The organism is Rhizobium sp. SVR5-9E, assembly GCF_056755095.1.
Map to the genome: position 1 here is coordinate 18,634 of NZ_JBNDHS010000054.1, position 24,479 is coordinate 43,112.

The following is a 24,479-nucleotide window of genomic DNA, read 5'->3' on the forward strand; positions in this document are numbered from 1 at the left end:
CGTGTGGCCGGCGATCGATTTCACCCGCCGTCAAGCGGGCAGGGTCGCAAGTTTTGCCCTTAGCGAATCGACTGTGGGCTTTAGAACGTCGGATACGCCGGGGATGGCCAGGATCTTGTCGAATAGCCCGTTAAGTGTCGACATCATTGGCTTGAGCATGCCCGCAAGTGCGGTCTTTTGCTCTGCCGAAAGTTGTCCGATCGTCGCCGCGACCTTGTCAATTTCGCCTTCGGCTGCCTGCAGCTTGGGGAGGGCTGCCTGCGCCGATGGCGCATCGGTGATGCCGGTGACTGCGGCTTGCAGATTTGTAAGGGTATCCGTGAGCTGTTTGCCCACATCGATATCGCCAACGGTCAGGTTCGGCGTCGGGACCGCACTTTGCGGGACGGTCTGTTCGATTGGCCTTGCGAAGATATAATAGAGCGCTGCCAAGATTACGAGCGCCGCAATGAGCCAATAAAGCCAGCGACGGGGTGCGGACGCTGACGCGGTGCGCTGGCTGACATTGCTCACAGACGATGCAGTTGCCGCCGCTCGGCCAGCTGCCTGACCTGTCGCCGCTGTCGCCGTTCGCATGGAACCACCGAGCGCACTCAAAAGGCCGGTGCCGCCAAGCATATCGCTGACACCTGAAGGCAAGGCGGAGACAATGTTGTCCTCTTGACTGGCGAGAAGACTGGCAACGCCGTTGGCGCTGAGATCGTTGCCGCCTTGCTGGGCAACGCCGCCCATGACAATCGGGGCCAGCATGCCCAGAAGGGAACTGCTCGCGTTCTTGTCAAGGCCAGCGTAGCTGCCGACCGCGTTCGCCAATGCTCCGCTGTCGCCAGCTCCGAACAACGATGACAGGATTTGCGAACCGGTCTGGCCAAGGGACGTCTGGCCATTCGGCGTGAGCATTCCGGCAAGGTTGCCGAGTGCGCCACCCTGCTGTCTCGCAGCGTCGGCGATTTTCTGTGCTCCGCCAGATTGCGCCGCAATGCCGCCAAGACCGGCCAGCAGCGCAGGCACCGCAGCCGCTATCGCACGCTGTGTCTTGGCGGCGTCGAGGCCAAGCGCGCCCGCCAGGCGACCGATCAAATCCGGCGTCAGCAGTTGCATGATGGATGAAACAAGATTGCTGGCCATTGAACTTTCCTCCGCAGCTTCGGATCAGAAACAGCTTAAACGGAAATTTCGCTCGAATCCGGCACTTGACTAAATCCTCCTGCCTCGAACGGAGGGTATTATCTTTTATGCCGGACATATTTCCTGCCGGATGAAAGTATGAAGGAGGCAACGCAGGCGGCGTAATATTAGCATCTAATGCTGTATTTCGCTAGAGAGACGAGTCTATTCTTCGAAAGATTGTGATGGCCTTTGATCAGGTGTGGAGTAATCCTTGGCTCCTCTCTAGAGGCATCCTACGCGTGATCTTCAATATCGATTGGAGATCACATTGGCGAATGTCTTTGATGGTATAAGTTTAGCGTTGGGAGGCGACTAATATTATAAGTTACATAGATCGTATTCTGTAATTCACACCGGATTTTGTTATAAAACTTCCTTATTCAAGAAGAAATTCCACGCGTAACTCTAATACAAAAATACATTGCCTAAATTAACGCTACGTGGCTCTGGTCTTTATGCCTGGTTCTGTTTAGAGTTACTTTAGGCACCAAGGATCACGCACAGGTAATTTCCCAGCTTTTGGCATTGATCCTTGATGGAATACTGAAATCAGAAGGGAGGCGAGCAAATGACGATTGCTTATAATTGCCTTCGAAAGGGATTTCGTAGCGTCAATGTTCTATCGTCGTGATGGCGGAGCCAGGGGATATGGGGGAGCAGCATGAAGTTTCACGAAACGCCTTTGCACGGGGTCTACGTCATCGAACCGGAGCCGCGTGGGGACGAACGCGGATGGTTTCAGCGCGTATTCTGCGAGCGGGAGATGGGTGATGCGGGGCTGGAAAGCCGCTTTGTACAAGTCAACAATTCGTTCAACGCCGAAGCCGGCACCCTCCGTGGGCTGCACTACCAGCTCCCTCCATCGCCGGAAGTGAAGATCGTCCGGTGCCTCTCCGGGGCGCTATGGGACTGCATCGTCGATCTCCGGCCCGATTCCCCGACATATCTCCGGTGGCATGGAGTTGAGCTGACGGGTGAGAACCGGCTCGCATATTATGTGCCTCGTGGCTTTGCGCATGGATTTGTGACGCTCAGGCCTAATACCGAGACGCTGTACCTTGCCAGCGGGTTCTACGATCCGAAGGCGGAGCGCGGTGTGCGGTGGAACGATCCCAAGTTTGATATCGCTTGGCCGGTTAAGGGGGCGCTGATCTCGGAAAAAGACTCCAATTGGCCCAACTTCGATGAAGGTTTTCACGGTGTCGAGAGCCTGCGCGGCATCTAGCCTGTCGGACGCTTTCGCATGCTGATTGGGCTTACTAGGACTTATCGACTGGCTCTCGGCCAAAAAAATTGCCTGCTGTTTAGTCCGGTAGTCCAAAGGTTTGGCGCCCTTCCGATGGTGCGCCGCAGCATGCCGGGCAGATTCGTTCTTTTTCTTGCCGTCCATCTCCTCTAAGTCTTCTCACATCCGCTGTGGAAGCAAAGGTGATATATGGCAGGTGAAACTGTTCTCGTGGTCGGCGGTGCCGGCTATATCGGCTCTCATACGTGCCTCGATCTGGCAAACAAGGGATACAAACCCGTCGTCTTCGACAATTTCTCGAACGGTCATCGCGAATTCGTAAAGTGGGGACTAGCCGAGGAGGGCGACATTCGTGATCGCGCCCGGTTGGACGAAGTGCTCGCAAAGCATAAGCCCTCGGCGATCTTGCATTTTGCGGCGTTGATCGAGGTCGGCGAGTCGGTAAAGGACCCGGTCTCCTTCTACGAGAATAATGTCATCGGCACGCTGACCTTGCTTTCGGCCGCACAGGCGGCGGGCATCAACGCTTTTGTCTTCTCGTCGACGTGCGCGACATACGGGCTCCCTCAGAGCGTGCCGCTCGATGAGACGCACCGGCAGGTGCCGATCAATCCTTACGGACGGACCAAATATATCGTCGAGCAGGCTTTGGCCGATTACGATCAGTATAAAAATCTGCGTTCCGTGATTCTGCGCTACTTCAATGCGGCAGGCGCGGATTTCGAGGGCCGTATCGGAGAATGGCATCAGCCGGAAACGCACGCCATTCCGCTCGCGATCGATGCGGCGCTCGGCCGCCGGCAGGGCTTCAAGGTTTTCGGCAGCGACTATGAGACGCGCGACGGCACCTGCGTGCGCGACTATATCCACGTGCTCGATCTGGCCGATGCCCATGTGCGGGCGGTCGAATATTTGCTGAAAGGCGGAGAGTCCGTTGCGCTGAACCTGGGAACAGGAACGGGGACGACCGTCAAGGAACTCCTCGGCGCGATCGAGGATGTATCGCAGCGGCCTTTCCCGGTTGAATATATCGGGCGCCGGGAAGGCGATTCGCACACGCTGGTCGCCAATAACGACAAGGCTCGCGATGTGCTTGGCTGGGTACCGCAATATGATCTCTCCCAGATCATCCAGTCGGCATGGAACTGGCATTCCAGATCCAATCAGCACTGAGGCCGGCAATTCATGAAGCGGCCGAATGTTCTTCTGATCACCGCGGACCAATGGCGCGGTGATTGCCTTTCGGTGGCTGGCCATGCCTGTGTCAGAACGCCGAATGTCGATGCGCTGGCAAAAGAGGGCGTGCTTTTTCGCAATCATTTTGCTGGTGCGGCACCCTGCTCGCCGGCGCGGGCGACGCTTTACACCGGCCTTTACCAGATGAACCACCGCGTTTGCCGGAACGGTTCACCGCTTGACCGCCGCTTCGACAACCTGGCGCTCGCGGCACGACGCGCCGGCTACGATCCGACCTTGTTCGGCTACACGGATACCGCGCCCGATCCGCGCGGGCTGGATAGAAACGACCCGCATCTGACGACCTATGAAGGCCTGTTGCCGGGATTCACGGCGCGCCAGCTCCTGCCTGAGCATGAGAAGCAGTGGCTTTCGTGGCTCAGGACGCGCGGGCACGCCAACGCGATCAGCCGGGATATCCATGTCCCGGCAGGTGCAGCACCTGGTGAGATTTCGGCGGAGACGACCGTCTATTCCAGGGATGAAACGCAGACCGCGTTCTTGACCGGTGAATTCATACGCTGGCTGGGCGAACAGGATGCGCCATGGTTCGCCCATGTCTCCTTCCTGCGGCCGCATCCGCCATTTTCGGTGCCCGAGCCCTACGCCACCATGTTCAATCCCGGCGACGGGCCGCAATTTTCGCGGGCAACGAGCCATGAGGCGGAACAGGCGCTGCACCCTTATCTCGCCTATGCGATGCCGAAGAACGGCAAGGGCAGCTTTATTCATGGCGCCGAAGGCCAGGTCAGCGACTGGCGGGCGGAGGACTTCGCCGCGATCAGGGCGATCTACTACGGGATGATCGCCGAGGTGGATGCGCAGCTCGGCCACATTTGGCAGGCGCTGAAGGATCACCGTGCCTGGGACGATACGATCATCATCTTCACCTCCGATCATGCCGAGATGATGGGCGATCACTGGACGCTCGGCAAAGGCGGTTTTTTCGATGGCAGCTATCACATTCCGCTGGTGATCCGCGATCCCAAGGCGCCGTTCAAAGGCCACGTTGTCGAGCGCTTCACGAGTGCTGCGGATATCTTTCCAACGCTTTGCGACAGCTTGGCGGTTGAGGCGGAAAACGATCTCGACGGCCGCTCATTGCGGCCGTTCATCTCCCGCGGCGATGCCGATGAATGGCGGGATGCGGCGTTCTGGGAGTTCGATTTCCGCGACATCGCTCAGCGGGAAGCCGAGAGACATTTCGGCCTGAAGTCGAACCAGTGCAATCTTGCGGTCATCCGCGATCAGAACTTCAAATATGTGCATTTCACCGGCTTGCCGCCTTTGCTCTTCGATCTTGCGGCCGATCCGATGGAGCTCAACAATCTCGCTTGCGATCCCGGCTATATGGCAACCCGCCTGGACTATGCCGAGAAGCTGCTTGCGCTTCGGGCACGGCATCTTGATCAGACGCTTGCCTATACGGAGCTGACGGAAAAAGGGCCGGTTACGCGCCGGCCCTGATAAGATTACGAGAGGCGGCCAAGATAATCCATCTTGCCGACCGGCACGCCTTGATTGCGCAGGATGGCATGTGCCATTGCCACGTGAAAATAGAAGTTCGGCAGCGCAAAGGTCGTGACGTATTCATCGCCGCGGAAGGTGATCTTGTTGCCGCCGGGGGCAATCGTCACTTCGTTCGCTTCGGTGCCGTCGAGCGCTTCAGGCGCAAGAGAAGCGAGGTAGGCTTCGGTCTTATCAAGGCGTTCGCGAAGCTCGGCGATCGTCGTTTCGTTGTCTTCAAATTTCGGAGCGTCGGTCTTGGTCAGGCGGGCGACCGCAAGCTTGGCACTGTCGGTCGCGCGCTGATATTGGCCAGATAGCGGCAGCATATCGGGTGCCAATCTGGCACCGACAAGTTCGTTCGGATCGATCCCCTTGTCTTTTGCATAGGTTTCGGTCTTGTCGAGGTAGTTTCTCAGCGTGGCAAGCCCGCGCTGAAAGACAGGAACGGTGAGGCGGTACATGGACATAGATCTCTCCTAAGGCAAAGTGATTTGCGGTTGCAGTGGGCATTTAGGCGTTCGTTATGACGATTTCATCGGCTCGACGGCCGCGCTCATTCAAATTCCTGCGGAGCTCGACGGTGCCCGCAAATCAGCGAGAGCGCGTCTTCAGTGCCCGGTTTTTCGCCATCAGCCCAAGTCTTTTATCCATCAAATAATTTTCAAAGAGGGGGCTGGCTAATTCCGCCAGCTTTTCTATTCTGCCCGCTTGTTATTTGCCCGGAAGGGCAGAGCAGGAAGACAGATGCAGTTCGTATTCGATGGCCACAATGACGTTCTCCTCAGGCTTTGGACACATGAAAGGGATGGCGGCGACCCAATCGCCGAATTTCTGAACGGGACGACATCGGGCCATATCGACGGACCTCGCGCCAGGCAGGGCGGCCTTGCAGGCGGCCTCTGCGCCATCTATGTGCCCTCGGGCGATCTTGTCTTCGCCGATCCGGATCAGAACGGGCACTATATGACGCCGATGGCCGCGCCCCTCGACCGTCTGCCGTCGCTGGGCATTGCGACCGAGATGGCGGCGATCGCGCTCCGCCTCGACAAGGCGGGCGCATGGCGGCTATGCCGGACAGTCAAGGACATTCGCAGCGCCATGGAGAGCGGTGTTTTTGCGGCCGTCATGCATATGGAAGGCTGCGAGGCAATCGGGCCTGATCTTGCGGCCCTCGAAGTGTTTTATGCGGCGGGGCTGCGGTCGCTCGGACCGGTCTGGAGCCGGCACAATATTTTCGGACATGGCGTGCCCTTCGCCTTTCCGATGTCGCCGGATACGGCGCCAGGGCTGACAGGTGCCGGTTTTGATCTCGTGCGCGAATGCAACCGCCTCGGCATCATGATCGATCTATCCCACATTACCGAGAAGGGCTTCTGGGACGTTGCGAGGACGACGGATCAGCCGCTCGTCACCACGCATTCGAATGCGCACGCCCTGACGCCGGTCGCGCGCAATCTGACCGACAAGCAGTTGGATGCAATCAGAGAGAGCAACGGTCTCGTCGGTCTCAATTACGCGACGGCAATGTTGAGGGCCGATGGCCGCTCGGACGCTGAGACGCCGCTCTCCGATATGATCCGCCATATCGACTATCTCGTCGATCGAGTCGGGATCGATTGCGTTGCGCTCGGCTCCGACTTCGACGGCGCCACCATTCCGGATGAAATCGGCGATTCGGCTGGCAACCAGAGGCTGATTGCTGCTCTCCGGGACGTTGGATATGGTGAGGAAAATCTAAGAAAGCTCGCCAGCGAGAACTGGCTTCGGATCCTGGCTTCGGCGTGGAAAGAGAAGAACGCCTGAGCCAAATACTGCTTTATAATCAATCAAGAACAGGGGAACAGACCGATGATGATTACCAAACTCAGCCGCAACTTTCGTGCTCTTTCCGCGGGGGCAGCGCTTTCGCTTCTCATGCTGACGGCGCCCGCTGCCTTCGCGGAGACGCCAAAGGACACCGTCGTCGAAGGCTTCGCCTTTGACGACATCATCACCATGGATCCAGGCGAGGCTTTCGAGATTTCGACGGCCGAAATGACGAGCAACACCTATAGTCTTCTCGTCCGCCTCGACATGAAAGACACGTCGAAGGTCGTCGGCGATCTCGCCGAGAGCTGGAGCGTCTCCGACGATGGTCTCACCTACACGTTCAAGCTGAAGCCCGGTTTGAAGTTCGCTTCCGGCAACCCAATCACGGCCGAGGATGTTGCCTGGTCCTTCGAGCGTGCTGTCAAGCTGGACAAGAGCCCGGCCTTCATTCTCACGCAATTCGGCTTGACGGGAGACAACGTCACCGAGAAGGCGAAGGCGGCGGATGAAAACACCTTCGTCTTCAACGTTGACAAGCCCTATGCACCGAGCTTCGTGCTGAACTGCCTGACGGCAACGGTTGCCTCCGTCGTCGACAAGAAGCTCGTCATGGATCACGTGAAGTCCGTCACCGTCGATGCCGATCACAAGTACGACAACGACTTCGGCAATGAATGGCTGAAGACCGGCTATGCCGGCTCTGGTGCCTACAAGCTCCGCGAATGGCGTGCCAACGAGGTCGTGGTGCTGGAGCGCAACGACAATTACTATGGCGACAAGCCGAAGCCGAATCGTGTCATCTATCGCTACATGAAGGAAAGCTCGGCGCAGCGCCTGGCGCTCGAGGCCGGCGACATCGACATCGCCCGCAACCTTGAGCCGGGCGACTTCGACGCCGTCTCGAAGAACGGCGATCTGGCGACCACAAGCGCGCCAAAGAGCACGATCTACTACGTCAGCCTCAACCTGAAGAACGAGAACCTGAAGAAGCCGGAAGTGCAGCAGGCCTTCAAATATCTCGTCGATTATGACGCCATCGGCTCGACCCTCATCAAAGGCATCGGCGAAATCCACCAGACCTTCCTGCCGAAGGGCCAGCTCGGTGCGCTTGACGAAAATCCGTTCAAGCTCGACGTCGCCAAGGCAAAGGAACTGCTGGCGAAGGCCGGTCTTCCGGATGGCTTCTCCGTCACTATGGATGTTCGCAACACGCAGCCGGTAACCGGCATTGCCGAATCCATGCAGCAGACCCTCGGACAGGCCGGCGTAAAGCTGGAAATCATTCCGGGCGACGGCAAGCAGACGCTCACGAAGTTTCGCGCCCGCACGCACGATATGTATATCGGCCAGTGGGGCTCGGACTATTTTGATCCGAATTCGAATGCCGATACCTTCACGGCGAACCCGGACAATTCGGACGCCGGCACCAACAAGACGCTCGCATGGCGCAATACCTTTGAAGCGCCGGAACTCGACAAGGAAGCCAAGGCTGCTCTGCTCGAGCGCGACAGTGCGAAGCGTGCTGCCATGTACCAGGACATCGAGAAGAAGTACCTGGAAAACAGCCCCTTCGTCTTTATCTTCCAGCAGATCGAAGTGGCCGGCTACCGCAAGAACCTGAAGGACTTCAAGCTGGGTCCGAGCTTCGACACCAACTACGTCGGCCCGATCGCCAAGGAATAATCCGGTAGGATTGGTTCATTGAGCATTGTCGAAACCAAAATGGAGGCGCGGCCCGCAAAGGGCCGGGCCGTTCCCCTTGCGAAGGCAATCGGGCGTTTCCTGATTGCCGCCGTGACGACCTATCTTGGACTTCTGGCCGTCACTTTTTTCATCGGCCGCGTGGTGCCGATCGATCCGGTTCTCGCGATCCTTGGCGACCGGGCGCCGACACACGTCGTCGAGCGGGTGCGGGAAGAGATGGGTTTCAACCTTCCGCTCTACCAGCAGTTCTTCATCTATCTGAAGGGGATTCTTTCCGGCGACTTCGGCAATTCGGTACTGACCACGAACCCGGTGATGACCGACATCCGGCGTGTGTTTCCGGCGACGATCGAACTGGCCACCCTCGGCACCCTGATCGGGGGAGTGATCGGCATTCCGCTCGGCGTGCTTGCGGCCGTTCGGCGCGGCAGCATCGCCGACCAGGTCGTGCGGGTCATAGGGCTGATCGGCTATTCGGTTCCGATCTTCTGGCTGGCGCTGATCTCGCTTGTCGTCTTCTATGCGAAGCTCAGATGGGTCGCCTTTCCGGGCCGTATCGACATCGTCTATGAATATAGCTTCACGCCGGTGACCGGCTTCTACCTGATCGACAGCGCCATGCAGGGGCAATGGGACGTCTTCTACGACGTGTTTCGCCACATCGTCCTGCCTGCCTCGCTGCTCGGCTATTTCTCGCTCGCTTATATCAGCCGCATGACGCGCAGCTTCATGCTGAACGAACTCGGCCAGGAATATATTGTGGCCGCACGCGCCAAAGGCCTTTCGGAAACCCGGGTGATCTGGGGCCACGCATTGCGGAACGCAGCCGTGCCGCTTGTCACCGTGATCGCGCTTTCCTACGCCGGCCTTCTTGAAGGCTCGGTGCTGACGGAAACGGTGTTCTCGTGGCCGGGCATCGGACTTTACATCACCAACTCGCTCCAGAATGCGGACATGAATGCGGTTCTGGGCGGTACGATCGTCATCGGCACCGTTTTCATCACCATCAACCTGTTGTCCGATCTTCTCTACCGCACACTCGATCCAAGGACGCGAAGCCAATGACGGTTCCAGCAAATCAGACGGCGCCGATGACCCGCCGCGAATGGTTGCTTTCCGATCGCCCGCAATCGCGTATGCAGGCCCGTCTCGGACGCGCCTATGTGACATGGCGTCAGTTCGCCGCCAACAGGCTGGCGGTCGTCGGTCTAGCGATCATCATCGTCCTGCTTCTGATCGCCGCCTTCGCCGACGTGATTGCAACACACTCACCGGTCGTCGGCGATCTGAAGAATGCGCGGCTCCTGCCACCTGGAACCGGCGAGTACCTTCTCGGCACGGATGATCAGGGCCGCGACATCTTCTCGCGCCTGATCTACGGATCGCGGTTGACGCTGTTTGTCGTGGTGCTGGTCGCGATCATCTCGGCACCCATCGGGCTGATTGTCGGCACCGTTTCCGGCTATGCCGGGGGCTGGGTCGATGCCGTGCTGATGCGCATCACCGATATTTTCCTGGCCTTCCCCAAGCTGGTGTTGGCGCTCGCCTTCGTTGCTGCGCTTGGTCCGGGCATCCAGAATGCGATCATCGCGATCGCGATCACCTCCTGGCCGCCCTACGCCCGCATTGCCCGTGCCGAAACCCTGACGGTACGGCGTTCCGATTACATCTCGGCGGTCAAGCTGATGGGCGCCTCGCCGATCCGCATCATCATCCGCCACGTGATGCCGCTCTGCATCTCGTCGCTGATCGTGCGTGTGACACTCGACATGGCCGGCATTATTCTGACCGCAGCCGGTCTCGGCTTCCTTGGTCTCGGCGCTCAGCCGCCGCTGCCGGAATGGGGGGCGATGATCGCCTCGGGTCGCCGCTTCATCCTCGATCAATGGTGGGTAGCAGGCATGCCGGGTATTGCAATCCTCATCGTCAGCCTGGGTTTCAACCTGCTCGGTGACGGTCTGCGCGATGCGCTCGACCCCAAGGAGAGCGGCCAATGACGGATCTGCTGACGGTGGGGAACCTGAGGGTCAGCTACCCGACGCGCACGGGCGTGATCGAAGCCGTTCGCGGCGTGTCCTTTACCCTCGGCAAGGAGCGCCTCGGTATCGTCGGGGAGTCCGGATCCGGCAAATCGCAGACCGGGCGCGCAATCATGGGGCTTACGCCCAAGCACGGTATCGTCACGGCGGACAAGCTCGTCTTCGATGGCATCGATCTGCTTTCAGCCTCGGCGAAAGAACGGCGGCTCCTGCGCGGAAAGCGCATCGCCATGGTACTGCAGGATCCGAAATATTCGCTCGATCCGGTGATGTCGATCGGCAGGCAGATTTCCGAAACTCTGAGAACGCATGAGAAGGTCAGCAAGGCGGAGGCGACCGAACGGGCGCTTGCCATGCTGGAGGCGGTACAGATCCGCGATCCGAAGCGCGTCTTCGATCTCTATCCGCATGAGGTCTCGGGCGGCATGGGCCAGCGTGCGATGATCGCCATGATGCTGATCGCCGGGCCGGATCTGCTGATCGCAGACGAGCCGACCTCGGCGCTCGACGTCACCGTACAGCTCGATGTCCTCAAGATCATGGACAAGCTCGTTTCAGAGCGCGGCATGGGACTGATATTCGTGTCCCACGACCTGCGGCTTGTTTCGTCGTTCTGCGACCGCGTGATCGTCATGTATGCAGGAAAGATCGTCGAAGAACTGAGGGCTTCGGAGCTCAAGAATGCGCAGCATCCCTATACGCGAGGGCTTTTGAACTGCATGCCGCAAATCGGGGATGATCGCCACCCGCTGCCGGTGCTCGACCGCAAACCGGAGTGGGCTCAATGAGCGCTGCGCTTTCGGTCGAAAATGTCAGTGTCGCGTATGACGATTTTCTGGCGCTGAAGGATGCCAGCATCGCCGTGGCTCAGGGCGAGTCCTTCGGCCTGGTTGGCGAATCAGGGTCCGGGAAATCGACGCTGCTTCGTGCGGTGGCGGGTCTTGCTCCTGTCACCGGCGGCACTATTCGCATTCATGGTGAGCCGCTGCATGGTTCAAAACGCAGCAAGGCCTTCTACAGAAATGTCCAGACGGTGTTTCAGGACCCTTATGGTTCCCTGCATCCGCGGCAGACGATTGACCGCTTGCTGATCGAGCCCTTGGCAATTCACGGCATCAGAGACAGCGACAAGCGTATCGCACGCGCGCTCGATGAGGTAGGGCTCGGAAACGGCTTCCGCTTTCGCTATCCGCACCAGCTCTCCGGCGGACAGCGGCAGCGCGTGGCAATTGCGCGGGCGCTGATCGTCGAGCCGTCGATCCTGTTGCTGGACGAGCCGACATCGGCACTTGACGCTTCGGTCCAGGCGGAAGTGCTCAATCTCCTGGAGCAGATCAGACGCGACCGCAAGCTGACCTTCGTGATGGTGAGCCACGATCTCGGTGTTGTTACTCATATGTGCGAAAGGCTTGCCGTGATGCGCAACGGCGCGGTCGTGGAACGGCTGACCTCCGGCCAACTGGCCAATGCGGATGTTCAAGAAGACTACACGCGAAATTTAATGATCGCGAGCAAGGGCTTCGTCAAAGCCTGAAACCCGGATTTTATCAAGTATTTGAAATGCTTGGATGTGCCTGTGTGTTAAGGTTAAATGCCCGTTAAAAGACGACCATTCGGCTAGACTATTGACAGCGGCTTTTCATCTGTCATGATCCTGTTAACGCTTGTTAGCTTTCGTGATCGTGGAGGTGACGCATGTTCTTTCTCGGCGGGATGACCATGGGATATCTCGACCCTCCGGCTAAGGCTGGACGTACCGAACGGGCACCCATTTCCATTCCTGCGGAGAAAGACTGCCGATTGATCGAAGCTTCCGGTGCCCAACGGGAAGAAAATGCGATCGAGCGTTCATTGATCTGGGCATGGCGCACGCTTTGCTGAGCCAATCGTCGGGTGCGGGTTAGATTTTCCATCCTCTGCGCCTTGGAAGGAAATTTATCTCTACCTATCATATAGAGAATATAGGAATGTGGCGGCGATTGACCGCGGCATCAACGAAAACAAGACGGAGGCAACACATGGCAGACCTGGGTATTTCGCATACTCACGCGAACCATTATAGTTCCGCACCGGCAAAGAAGCTGACGTCGACGCGTCACAAACTTCATCTCGCACTGAACGCGACGTTGGTCGCTGCGGCGTTCGTCTTCGTTGCAGCATTGGTCTGCGGCCTTATCAGTTGACGATTATGCTGGGCCTTGCCAGCACACTCATCCTACATAGCTTACGCAGCATTCTGGCCTTGCAGATTGTCGGGCCTTGAATGCCCCCTAGACGAGGCGGGAGCTTTGGTCGGAAACAACGATCCGCCTGACGTACCGCCTGAACTCCCCTGAGAAAATGGAAAATGCGATGGCTGCGCGAAACGTTCGGACATGCGTCCGAGCGATATCGCCAATTGTCGCGCGGTGATAAATTGAAGTCCGGTGCCACAACGGTGCCGGATTTTTCTTTGAGTAACTCCAAGCTACAGAAATGACGCGAAGGGTGCAGCGCAATTGATGTCTCTTGACTTGAATTATCGCGATGGTGTCCAACTTTCCGGAGTGCCTCTTGGGGTGGAGTCAAAAGGCAGCAGTGGCCGGCGGGGGGCACGCAGCAGATCGAGCCTAAACCCGTTTAGTATTGAGGATCTGCGTCCCTTGCGTCTTTATGCAATGGCTTTGGACCGTTCATGCGACAGTCATAATTGCCGGTGCAAAAGGCTAGCGAAATTATCATAACGTTGTTTGGATCCAGAACCGAACCCATGACCATTTCCATTCCGTCTTCAGCGTCCTCACGCGAGTCCGAAACGAAGCACATCGATTACGGCGATGCGATCCGCTCGACCTATCTCTCCATTGAAGACATCAAGGCGATGGGTGCTGCGGTCGCTCGCAAAAGCGTCGTTTCGCTGCCGGGTTTTGCGCCGTTCGATTTCTTCGCGCGGCACAAGGAGAACGAGAAGGAAATCCTGCGCGTCTATCGCACAACCGCGACCGACGTGGAATCAGGCGAGACCATCACGCCCGCCGCAGAATGGCTTCTCGATAACCATTACATCGTCGAAGAGGCCATCCAGGAGATCCGCCGGGACTTCCCGCGGCGCTTCTATCGCGAATTGCCGACGATCAATGTCGACGGTGTCCAGATGCCGCGCACGCTGGTGCTCGCCTGGCTCTATGTCGCCCATACCCACAGCACGGTTTCGCAAGAGAGCCTGACGGCGCTTGTCGACGGTTTCCAGCAGAGCGAAACGCTGCGCATCGGTGAGCTCTGGGCGTTGCCGTCGCTCGTCCGCTATGTGCTCGTCGAAAACCTCCGCAGGATTTCGAGCCGCGTCGAACACAGCCGCCGCTTGCGTCGCCGCGCCAACGAAGCCGCCGACGAACTCGTGCGCCTGACCGATCCGGCGAGGGCTGCCGACTATCTGAGAACGCTGGAACCGCTTGCCGAGGACAATACCTTCTCGACGCAGTTCCTCTACCGCATGCGCGACGGTTCGCAGGCTTCCAGTCTTGCGATCGCCTGGCTCGACGAGCGCCTACAACTGCTCGGCCGTGACACCGAAGAAGCGACAATGGCGGAACACAGCCGCCTATCCTCCGGCAATGTCACGATGGGCAACATCATCCGGAGCCTTCGCGAGATCGACGACACGGAGTGGTCGGTCTGGGTGGAGCAGGTCAGCCACGTCGACAAGCTGCTTTGGGAGAATTCCGACTACGGTGCACTCGATTCGGGGTCGCGAAACAAATACCGCAAGCAGATTGAAAAGCTCGCTAAGCGCTCGCCGCTAACGGAGATGGAAATCGCTCAGCTGGCGCTCGACATGACTTCCGAAGCGAGGGCTTCCGAGGAGCCGCAGCCGCATGAGCCGAATGTCGGTGGCTTCCTCACCGGCATGCACCGGCCGAAATTCGAGGCGCGGGCCAATTATCGGCCGACAATCGCCCAACATCTTGTTCGAGCAGTCCGCAAGCTCAACTGGCTGTCGATCGCGGCTCCCGTCTTCCTGCTCACCATCATCGCAATGGCGATCGTTGGGCACTTCATGGCGGCCGCAGGCATGGGCGCTTTCGCAATCGCAGTGCTGCTCGTCATGTTCTCGCTTCCGGCATCGGAGGGGGCGACAGGCCTGTTCAATACTCTGCTGTCTTTCTTTGTAATACCGGCGCGGCTTGTCGGCTATGAGTTCAAGGAAGGCATTCCGAAGGACGCGCGCACGCTTCTGGCGGTGCCATGCCTTATTTCCAACCGCGACAGCGTCGACGAACTGGTTCGCAATCTCGAGGTTCACTACCTCGCCAATCCGCGCGGCGAAATCTATTTCGCGCTGCTGAGCGACTGGCCGGATAGCGCCGTTGAAGAGACGGCGAACGATCTCGAAGTGCTGGACTATGCCCGCCGCGAGATCGCCAATCTTTCAGCCCGCTATGCCTATGATGGCAAGACACGCTTCTATCTCCTGCATCGCCGCCGCATTTATAATCCGTCCGAGGGCGTCTGGATGGGCTGGGAGCGCAAACGCGGCAAGCTGCACGAACTGAACATGCTTCTGCGTGGCGACAGCGACACGACCTATCTGCCGGGCGCCAACGTGGCTCCCGCCGATGTTCAGTACGTCATGACGCTCGATTCCGACACGCGCCTGATGCGCGATGCGGTCACCAAGCTTGTGGGCAAGCTCTATCACCCTATCAACCGTCCGGTCATAAATCCGAAAACCGGCCGGGTCGAAAGCGGCTATGGCGTGCTGCAGCCGCGCGTGACCCCGTCGCTGACGACCGGAAAGGACGCCTCGGTATTCCAGCGCGTCTTCTCCATCAACCGCGGTCTCGACCCTTATGTGTTTACGGTTTCCGACGTCTATCAGGACCTCGCGGGCGAGGGCACGTTCACCGGCAAGGGGCTCTACCACGTCGATGCCTTTGAAGCTTCGCTGAAGGGCCGCATCGAGGAGAACTCGGTTCTCAGCCACGATCTTCTCGAAGGCTCGATGGCGCGCTGCGCGCTCGTGACTGATCTCGAGCTGGTCGAAGATTTCCCGGTCCGTTACGAGGTCGAGACCTCGCGCCAGCATCGCTGGGCGCGCGGCGACTGGCAGCTTCTTCCGTATATGTTTAATCCGAAATACGGCGTCACCGCCCTCGGGCGCTGGAAGATGTTCGATAACCTGCGCCGGTCGCTGACGCCGATCGCCTGGTTCTTCGCCTCCGTGCTCGGCTGGTATTTCATGAGCCCGCTTGGGGCGCTCGTATGGCAGATACTTCTGATCTTCTGCCTCTTTGTCGCGCCGACGCTCTCGCTCATCCACGGCATCATTCCGCGTACCAGCGATATTGTCGCGCGCGCACATCTCTATACCGTCTGGTCGGACATCCGCGCCGCCAACGCTCAGGTCGCCCTTCGTATCGTCTTCATTGCCGACACGGCGTGCATGATGGCCGATGCGATCGGCCGTTCCCTTTATCGTCTCTCCGTCAGCCATAAACTGATGCTGCAGTGGCGTACCGCCGCTAGCGTGCAAGCCCGCGGGCAGGGAACGATACTCTCCTACTACAAGGCGATGTGGCATGCGCCGGTGCTTGCCCTGCTTGCTCTCGGCTTTGCCGCGCTTTCCGGGGACAACGCGTTCCTCGTCGGCATTCCGTTTGCCTTGTTGTGGATCCTGTCGCCGCTCGTTGCCTGGTCTGTCAGCCAGTCGGCGGAAACCGAAGACCGGCTCGAAGTTGCCGACTCGGTATCGAGCGAACTCAGAAAGATTGCCCGCCGGACCTGGCGTTATTTCGAAGCGTTCACGACGGCGGAACAGAACTACCTGCCGCCGGATAACGTTCAGGAGACGCCACACGTCATCGTCGCGACCCGAACCTCGCCGACCAATATCGGGGTCTATCTGCTCTCGGTCATTTCCGGCCGCCAGTTCGGCTGGTTTTCGTTCGAAGAGACGATCGAGCGGCTGGAACGGACAATCGCCACCATCGACAAGATGGAAAAGTACCGCGGCCATCTCTTCAACTGGTATCACACCGATACGCTGCAGACCCTCGGGCCGCGATACGTTTCCTCGGTCGACAGCGGCAACCTTGCCGGTCACCTGATCGCTGTTTCGTCGGCCTGCCGCGATTGGGCCGAGGCGCCTTCGGCTCATATGCAGGGCAACCTCGACGGTGTAGGCGATACCGCCGGTATCCTCGGCGAAGTGCTCGCCGTTCTCCCGGATGACCGCAAGACCATCCGTCCGCTCCGTCGCCGCCTGGAAGAGCGGATCGTTGGCTTCCAAAACGCGCTCGCCGCCGTCAAGCGCGAGCACGAGTTCGCCTCCATCCGCGTCATCAACCTTGCCGTTCTGGCACGCGACATCCAGAAGCTTGCAGCGAACCTCGATCACGAAGTTAAATCAGCACAAAGCGCCGAACTCACCCGCTGGGGGGAGTCTCTCGTGAAGGTCTGTGAAGCGCATATTGCCGACAGCACATTCGACCTTTCCAATATCGATGCTTTGCGTCCGCGTCTGATCGCTCTCCGCGAAAAGGCCCGCGATCTCGCCTTCTCGATGGATTTCAGCTTCCTATTTCGTCAGGAACGCCGTCTTCTCTCGATCGGCTATCGTGTCGAAAGCGGCGAGCTCGACCAGGCCTGCTACGATCTGCTGGCATCGGAATGCCGCCTCACCAGCCTTTTCGGCATCGCGAAGGGCGACCTGCCGACCGAGCATTGGTACCGCCTGGGCCGCCAGGTCGTGCCGGTGGGTTCGCGCGGCGCGCTGGTCTCCTGGTCCGGCTCGATGTTCGAATACCTGATGCCGCCGCTGGTCATGCAGGAGCGGGGTGGGGGTATTCTCAATCAGACCAACAACCTGGTCGTGGTCGAGCAGATGAACTATGGACGCAAGCTCGGCATCCCATGGGGTATTTCGGAAGCGGCCTTCAACGCCCGTGACCATAACCTCAACTACCAGTACACGAACTTCGGCGTGCCTTCGCTCGGCCTGAAGCGCGGTCTGGGGCACAACGCCGTCATCGCGCCCTATGCTTCGATCCTCGCCAGCCAGTACGATCCGCAGGGCGCACTCGAAAACCTGCAGCGCCTGCGCAACGTCGGCGCGCTCGGCAAGTTTGGCTTCCACGATGCCGTTGACTTCACGCCGACGCGTGTGCCGGAAGGCAAGAAATGCGCAGTCGTCTACAACTACTATGCTCACCACCACGGAATGTCGATTGCAGCTATCGCAAACGTGGCGTTTAATGGGCATCTGCGCGAACTCTTCCACTCCGATCCGGTGATCGAAGCGGCTGAGCTGCTGCTGCAGGAAAAGGCGCCACGGGACATTCCTGTCATGAGTGGTAAGCACGAATCCGATACGCCCGCCAGCATCCAGGACGATCTGCTGCGGCCGGAGCTTCGCAAGATCTCCGACCCGCTTTCGCGGGACCGCGAACTCGTCTTCCTGTCCAATGGTCACTATTCGATGATGCTGACCGCAACCGGTGCCGGCTATGCGCGCTGGAACGGCCAGGCCGTCACCCGCTGGAAAGCCGATCCGACGGAAGACCGTTGGGGAAGCTTCATCTTCCTGCGCGATACCACGACCAACGAATGGTGGTCGGCAACGGCTGAGCCGAAAAGCGTCGAAGGTGAAAAGGTCAACGTGCTCTTTGCCGACGAAAAGGCGGAATTCACGAAAGTCGTCGGCGACCTAAGCAGTGAAGTGGAATGCATAGTCACGACGGAACACGATGCGGAGGCCCGCCGTCTGACGTTGTTCAACACGGGCTCCGAAGACCGCTTCATCGAGGTCACCTCTTATATGGAGCCGGTGATCGCATCGGATGACGTGGACAACGCGCATCCGGCCTTCGCCCGTATGTTCGTGAAGACGGAATTCGGCAAGCGCGGCGATATCATCCGCGCCGAGCGCCAAAAGCGCGACCCGAATGAACCGAATATGAGCATCGCCCATCTGATCGTCGACGGTTCGGGTCCTGCCCGCCAGACGGAGTTCGAAACCGACCGCCGCAAGTTCCTCGGCCGCGGCCGGAGCCTCGCGGATGCTGCTGCCTTCGATCCTGGTGCAACGTTGTCGGGCACCGACGGCTTCACGCTCGATCCGATTCTGTCGCTGCGCCGTACCCTCCGCGTGCCTGCGGGCAAGAAGGTCAGCGTGATCTTCTGGACGATCGCCGCTCCCAGCCGCGACGAGGTGGACAAGGCTGTTGAACGCTATCGCCACGCTGATGCCTTCAACCACGAGCTCGTCCAGGCATGGACGCGCACGCAGGTGCAGATGCGTCATGTCGGCGTGACGTCGCAGCAGGCTGCGGCCTTCCAGCATCTCGGCCGGTATCTGGTTTATCCGGACATGGATCTGCGTGCCGATGCTGCAGTCGTCCAGGCGGGCATGCAGTCTCAGTCATCGCTCTGGCCGCTCGCGATCTCCGGCGACTTTCCGATCTTTACGCTGCGCATAGACGATGACATGGACCTCGAAATCGTTCGCGAGGCCCTTCTGGCGGAGGAGTATCTTCGCTCGCGCGGGCTCACGGCCGATCTCGTCATCATGAATGAGCGCGCATCCTCCTATGCGCAGGATCTGCAGCACGCCGTCGACCAGATGTGCGAGAACGTCCGCCGAATTGGTCAGGCCGATGGTCTGCGCCAGCATATCTTTGCCGTCCGCAAGGATTTGATGGAGGAGGCGACGTATCACGCCCTGATCTCCGCTTCGCGTGTCACCCTCCACGCGAAGAACGGCAAAGTTGTCGATCAGATCAACCGCGCGGTTGCGCTTTCTGCGCCTTCGAAAGAAGAGCCTCAAGAAATGGAACGCGCGGAGCGCAAGGCGCCGGTTAAGCGTGTAGCCGCCATCGTGCAGCCGAAGCCCGCGCCGCTTGAGATCGAAGACAAAGGCGACCTCGACTTCTGGAACGGCTTTGGCGGTTTTGCCCGCGACGGCCGCGAATATGTCACCCGCCTCGCCGGCGGCACGGCGACACCGCATCCCTGGATCAATGTGATCTCCAACGAGAAGTTCGGCTTCCACGTATCTGCTGAAGGCGCCGGTTTCACCTGGAGCGTCAACTCGCGAGACTACCAGCTGACCTCCTGGTCGAACGATCCCGTCATCAACCGCTCAGGCGAGGCAATCTACGTCGCCGATCTGGACAGCGGTGCAGTCATGACACCGTTCGCAGGACTTTCGGAGCGGAGCGATGTCCGCTTCGAAGCGCGCCATGGCCTCGGCTACTCGGTCTTCTCCAGCGAGCAGAACGATATCGCTCTGGAAGTGACGCAGACGGTCGATCGCCAGAAGCCCGTCAAACTGCAGCGTGTGCGGCTGCGCAACCTCGGCGCCTCTCCGCGCAAGTTGCGGCTTTACGGCTATGTCGAGTGGGTTCTCGGCAACAACGCCCAGCACACGGCGCCCTTCATTCTCTCGTCGCACGACGAGGAAACGGGCGCGCTGATTGCGACCAACCAGTATAGCATCGACTTTTCGAGCCGGGTTTCGTTCTTTGCTGCGAGCGAGAAGCCGTCCAGCTTTACGGTAAGCAGACGCGAATTCATCGGTAAGGCTGGTACGGTCCAGGCTCCGCAGGCGCTCAAGCCGTCCGTCGCGCTTTCCGGCGTTACTGACCTTGATGGCGATCCGGCGGCTGCGCTTGCATTCGATATCGAAATCGGTGCCGGCGAAGAGCGTCATGTCACTTTCTTCCTAGGCGACACCGGCTCGAAGGAGGAGGCTCAGGCGTTGGTCGCGGATATCCGCAAGACGTCGATCGAAGACGCCGTCCAGGCAAACCGCGACTTCTGGCAGGGCTTCACCGGCAAGGTGCAGATTTCGACACCGAACGCGGCGATGAACAATCTGATCAATACGTGGTTGCCGTATCAGAGCCTCGGTTGCCGCATCATGGCGCGTTCGGCCTTCTATCAGGCAAGCGGTGCCTTCGGCTTCCGCGACCAGCTGCAGGATACGCTGGCCTTCGTCCTTCAGGAGCCGTCGCTTGCGCGCAACCAGATCGTCAACGCTGCTTCCCGGCAGTTCCGCGAGGGTGACGTTCAACATTGGTGGCTGCCGGGAACCGGTGCCGGTGTGCGGACGCTGATCTCGGACGACGTCGTCTGGCTTGCTTATGCAATCCACCACTATTGCAGCGTGACAGGTGACAAGAGCCTGCTTGAGGAAGAGCTGCCGTTCGTCGAGGGGCCGGAGCTGCTCGAGGGGCAGCATGACTCATTCTTCCGTCCGGAAGTTTCGGATGACAAGGTCAGCATTTACGAGCATGCGGCCCTGGCACTTGATCTCGCAATCAAGCGCAAGGGAGAAAACGGCCTGCCGCTGATCCTGGGCGGCGACTGGAACGACGGCATGAATCGCGTCGGAATCCATGGCAAGGGCACGAGCGTCTGGCTCGGCTGGTTCCTGGCTGGCGCGTTGCGGTCCTTTACGCCTTACGCTGAAGAGCGGGGTGACACTGCTCGCGTCGAACGCTGGACAAAGCATCTCGCCGAGCTGAAGGCAGCACTCGAACGCGCAGCATGGGATGGTACTTACTACCGCCGGGGTACCTTCGACGACGGCAGTCTGCTTGGATCAAAGGAAAGTCTGGAATGCCAGATTGACTCGATCGCGCAGTCCTGGAGTGTGCTTTCCGGCGAAGGCGATCCGGATCACGCGGTAAAGGCCATCGACGCGGTCATGAACCGTCTCGTCGACAGGGAAGCACGGATCATCCGTCTGTTTACCCCGCCTTTTGCCACGTCGGCTAAGGATCCGGGTTACATCAAGTCCTACCCGCCGGGTGTCCGTGAGAATGGCGGCCAATACACGCATGCCGCCACCTGGGTGGTCATGGCGCTCGCCGAACTCAACCGAGGCGACGATGCGATGGCCTGCTTCGAGCTTCTGAATCCGATCAACCACTCTTCGGATAGGGCCTCGGCTGAACACTACCGGGTGGAGCCCTACGTCATCGCTGCCGACGTCTATGGCGAAGGGGCGCTGAAAGGGCGCGGAGGCTGGACGTGGTACACGGGTTCTGCGGGCTGGCTGTACCGGGCTGCGGTCGAAGGCATTCTCGGTATCCGATTGAAAGATAAGCGTGTCTTCGTTCGCCCGGCGCTGCCGAGCGGCTGGGATGGCTTCACGGCGGAGATCGAACATTCGGGTGAGAAATACCGCATTTCGGTCTCAAAATCGTCCAATCCGGACGGCTACACTCTGTCTATCAACGACAGCGAAGTCGCCGATCCTAAATCGGGATATCCGCTCGGATAGCAGCATTTTCCACGCGCTCACTCCGGCGATTCGTTGTGGCCAGAAGGAGGAACCCTTTTGGCCACAACCGCGTTTGCAAATCAAACCAGGAGACACATCATGGCGGCTTTGCCGAAGAATCCGGTCGGCGCTCGGTGCATGTCCCACTCCCCCGCAAGGCCACAGCGCGATACGAGACTTGATGTCTTGCGGGGCCTTGCCCTCATCACGATTTTCATCAATCACGTTCCCGGCCAGATACTCGAAGATCTGACGACGAAGAATTTTGGCTTTTCCGACGCGGCCGAAGCCTTCGTGCTGATCTCGGGTATTGCCGTTGGCCTTGCCTATGGTTCAGGCTTCAAGGTCGGCCGGCGGCTGGAGATGGCGAAGAAAGCTGTGAAGCGCGCTTTCACACTTTATCTCGCCCATATGATCACGACCTTCATAACGCTCGCATTGTTCATCTGCGGCGCCTGGCTGTTCCACCGGCCGGGATTGCTGGTCGAGATCAATATCCTCGCCGTCCTGATGAACCTGAAGGAAGGCATCCCGGCCTTGCTGCTGCTCGGCCACCAGATCGGCTACAACAACATCCTGCCGATGTACGGTGCCTTGATGCTCATGGTGCCTGTGATCCTGCTCCTGAACTCGATCCATCCGCTCCTGGCGCTCGGTGTTTCGGGGGCCGTCTGGCTGCTTGCAGGCATCTATCAGATCGCTCCGCACAACATGCTCATTGCCGACTACTGGTTCCTCAATCCGCTGTCCTGGCAGTTCATTTTCACGATCGGCATCGTCGCCGTCATGCATGTGAAGCGCGGCGGCAGGCTGCCCCAGCACCCGGCCCTGTTCATCCTGGCCTCGGGCTATGTAGCGCTCTCCTTCGCCTGGGTGGTCGGCCACCTCTGGGCCTTGGGGAACTCGCTTGCCGCGCTTGGGCTGTCGCCGGTTCTCACCGGTTTCGACAAGACCTTCCTGTCGCTGCCGAGACTGCTGCATGTTCTGGCGCTCGCCTATCTGGTTATCAATATCCCGGCGCTGTCGAGCGCGCTGCGCCGTCCGGCGGATCATCCGCTGACGATCATCGGCCGTCACTCGTTGAACATATTCGTTGCAGGAACCATCCTGGCGATGGTCGGGCAGGTGCTGCTTTACGTGACCAACCACGACCAGATCTTTGGGCCTGTCCTTGTTATTGTCGGCATTGCCGTTCAGTTCGCCTATGCCTATCACCTCGAGCGGAAACGCATCGGCGGCAGCGCGAAAACCATATCGATGGGAGGAACTGCTCCCATTCCTGTCCCCGTCCGCGTCAATGAGGACCAGAAGTTTTATCGCGATAGCCGAAACAACTAATTGCTCTGGTGTTCGGCGCAGGGTCTGCGCCGCCGGCACCGCTGGTGCTCGCAGTCAGGGGCTTCGTAAGCAGGGCTTTGGCCGAGAAAAACAGTCTAGACATGCGGACATTCGGCATATGTTCCAGACCTGACACCTAAAACCAGTCGCCGGCAGGCGGCTGCCGGACTTGGGTCGAGTTGCGTCCAGGAAACCTCGAGCGGCCAGCCGGTCCCAAGAAGGGAAGGCAAACGTTAACCACACGAGCCTAACAGTCTCATGGAAACATGGATCGATTCGATGGCATCTTCTTTCGACACTCATTTCGCTGCGCTGACCACGAGTGAAATCGTGATATTTCCGAACCGCCCCCGGCCGGGCGATATCGAGCGCTGCGCCGCGGCTCTTGATGATCTGCATGGGGAAGCGGCTGTCGCGTTCTGGAAGGCGGAGTGCCGTCTGCTGGCGGATGAGCTGACGCGATGCGGGTTGGGCGAGGCGAAGATACGGGAGCGCGTCCTATCTTTCCAGGCCGCAGTTCAGGCTGCGCTGGTGGAGAGGCACCAGATGCGGGCCATAGCCGAAAGCCGTGTAGCGCAAGACAGAAAGCGCCGCAGCGTCTAACCATCCTCCGCCTCAACTCGCCGGCCCCGGCGCCATACATTTCTTGCGCGTTCATCTATTCTAGGGCGTTAAGTCCGTCGTCGACTGACGCGCCCATTAGCGGACCACCAAATGGAAGCTCACCAACAAAAACGGCCGGAAGTTTCCTTCCGGCCGTTTCAGTTCGTCTTTCAATTTGGTTAAGCGGCTTCGGTCGTATGAGCCTTGCGGACTTCTGCGTCCGTCAGGATACCGCTGGCGCGAAGCAAGGCAGCGAAGCGGCCGTTGCTATGGCTGAGCTCGTCGAAGCTGCCCTGCTCGACAACGCTGCCGCCGTCGAGGAACAGCACCTTGTCCGCTTCGCGTACCGTCGACAGACGATGCGCAATGATGAAGGTGGTGCGGTTCTGACGGAGGTTGTCAATCGCAGCCTTCACGCGGTTCTCGGTTTCCACGTCGAGCGCGCTGGTCGCCTCGTCGAGTACCAGGATCGGTGCGTCCTTGAGGATGGCACGGGCGATGGCGACACGTTGGCGCTCGCCGCCCGAGAGTCTGTTGCCGCGCTCTCCGACATGGGTCT

General features: G+C 59.2%; 17 protein-coding genes. 14 read left to right on the forward strand and 3 right to left on the reverse strand.

Translation table 11 applies throughout. From position 1 onward, the window contains the following. Positions 1-30: 30 nt before the first annotated feature. On the reverse strand, positions 31-1,128 hold the full coding sequence (locus ACPYOJ_RS22055) for a DUF937 domain-containing protein (RefSeq protein WP_481418144.1): 1,098 nt from the start codon (positions 1,126-1,128) through the stop codon (positions 31-33). Positions 1,129-1,831: 703 nt separating this feature from the next. On the opposite strand from ACPYOJ_RS22055, the gene rfbC reads away from it, so the two are divergent. The 3 genes from rfbC (at position 1,832) to ACPYOJ_RS22070 (ending at position 5,119) form a co-directional block, all read left to right on the forward strand. Then, positions 1,832-2,395 carry a dTDP-4-dehydrorhamnose 3,5-epimerase gene (rfbC, locus tag ACPYOJ_RS22060; RefSeq protein WP_481418145.1) on the forward strand — a complete coding sequence of 188 codons (564 nt, stop codon included), beginning with the start codon at positions 1,832-1,834 and terminating at the stop codon, positions 2,393-2,395. A gap of 210 nt (positions 2,396-2,605) precedes the next feature. Further along, entirely contained in the window at positions 2,606-3,589 is a 984-nt protein-coding gene (gene galE, locus ACPYOJ_RS22065; RefSeq protein ID WP_481418146.1) for a UDP-glucose 4-epimerase GalE, read from the forward strand. Positions 3,590-3,601: 12 nt separating this feature from the next. Continuing rightward, positions 3,602-5,119, forward strand: a complete 1,518-nt coding sequence (locus tag ACPYOJ_RS22070; RefSeq protein ID WP_481418147.1) for an alkaline phosphatase family protein — start codon at positions 3,602-3,604, stop codon at positions 5,117-5,119. Between the two features lie 5 nt (positions 5,120-5,124). On the opposite strand, the gene ACPYOJ_RS22075 is transcribed toward ACPYOJ_RS22070, so the two are convergent. After that, positions 5,125-5,628, reverse strand: coding sequence for a DUF1993 domain-containing protein (locus tag ACPYOJ_RS22075; RefSeq protein ID WP_481418148.1), 504 nt, complete (start codon positions 5,626-5,628; stop codon positions 5,125-5,127). A 277-nt stretch (positions 5,629-5,905) separates the two neighbouring features. On the opposite strand from ACPYOJ_RS22075, the gene ACPYOJ_RS22080 reads away from it, so the two are divergent. The 11 genes from ACPYOJ_RS22080 to ACPYOJ_RS22130 all read left to right on the forward strand — a co-directional run bounded on the left by ACPYOJ_RS22080 (position 5,906) and on the right by ACPYOJ_RS22130 (position 23,920). Next, positions 5,906-6,964, forward strand: coding sequence for a dipeptidase (locus ACPYOJ_RS22080; protein ID WP_481418149.1), 1,059 nt, complete (start codon positions 5,906-5,908; stop codon positions 6,962-6,964). Positions 6,965-7,009: 45 nt separating this feature from the next. Further along, complete coding sequence (locus ACPYOJ_RS22085) at positions 7,010-8,653, forward strand: ABC transporter substrate-binding protein (protein ID WP_481418150.1); 1,644 nt, start codon at positions 7,010-7,012, stop codon at positions 8,651-8,653. A gap of 18 nt (positions 8,654-8,671) precedes the next feature. After that, a complete protein-coding gene (locus ACPYOJ_RS22090; RefSeq protein WP_481418151.1) occupies positions 8,672-9,739 on the forward strand; it encodes an ABC transporter permease in 1,068 nt (355 codons plus the stop codon). Beyond that, the gene (locus ACPYOJ_RS22095) at positions 9,736-10,671 is read left to right on the forward strand and encodes an ABC transporter permease (RefSeq protein WP_481418152.1); all 936 of its coding nucleotides are present in this window, start codon (positions 9,736-9,738) and stop codon (positions 10,669-10,671) included. Before ACPYOJ_RS22090 ends, ACPYOJ_RS22095 begins: the two co-directional genes overlap by 4 nt. Beyond that, positions 10,668-11,501 (forward strand): ABC transporter ATP-binding protein, encoded by an 834-nt coding sequence (locus ACPYOJ_RS22100; RefSeq protein ID WP_481418153.1) that lies wholly within the window; start codon positions 10,668-10,670, stop codon positions 11,499-11,501. The genes ACPYOJ_RS22095 and ACPYOJ_RS22100 overlap by 4 nt, the downstream gene beginning before the upstream one ends. Then, the gene (locus ACPYOJ_RS22105) at positions 11,498-12,247 is read left to right on the forward strand and encodes an ABC transporter ATP-binding protein (protein WP_481418154.1); all 750 of its coding nucleotides are present in this window, start codon (positions 11,498-11,500) and stop codon (positions 12,245-12,247) included. The genes ACPYOJ_RS22100 and ACPYOJ_RS22105 overlap by 4 nt, the downstream gene beginning before the upstream one ends. A 161-nt stretch (positions 12,248-12,408) precedes the next feature. Then, positions 12,409-12,594, forward strand: coding sequence for a hypothetical protein (locus ACPYOJ_RS22110; protein ID WP_481418155.1), 186 nt, complete (start codon positions 12,409-12,411; stop codon positions 12,592-12,594). A 137-nt stretch (positions 12,595-12,731) separates the two neighbouring features. Continuing rightward, complete coding sequence (locus tag ACPYOJ_RS22115) at positions 12,732-12,896, forward strand: hypothetical protein (RefSeq protein WP_481418156.1); 165 nt, start codon at positions 12,732-12,734, stop codon at positions 12,894-12,896. Positions 12,897-13,462: 566 nt separating this feature from the next. After that, positions 13,463-21,979, forward strand: coding sequence for a glycoside hydrolase family 94 protein (locus ACPYOJ_RS22120; RefSeq protein ID WP_481418157.1), 8,517 nt, complete (start codon positions 13,463-13,465; stop codon positions 21,977-21,979). 99 nt (positions 21,980-22,078) lie between these two features. Beyond that, positions 22,079-23,317 (forward strand): OpgC family protein, encoded by a 1,239-nt coding sequence (locus ACPYOJ_RS22125; protein WP_481418158.1) that lies wholly within the window; start codon positions 22,079-22,081, stop codon positions 23,315-23,317. 279 nt (positions 23,318-23,596) lie between these two features. Then, complete coding sequence (locus ACPYOJ_RS22130) at positions 23,597-23,920, forward strand: DUF6074 family protein (RefSeq protein WP_481418159.1); 324 nt, start codon at positions 23,597-23,599, stop codon at positions 23,918-23,920. 179 nt (positions 23,921-24,099) lie between these two features. Here ACPYOJ_RS22130 and ACPYOJ_RS22135 read toward each other — a convergent pair. Continuing rightward, a partial coding sequence (locus ACPYOJ_RS22135) for an ATP-binding cassette domain-containing protein (protein ID WP_481418160.1) occupies positions 24,100-24,479 on the reverse strand: 380 nt, incomplete at its 5' end.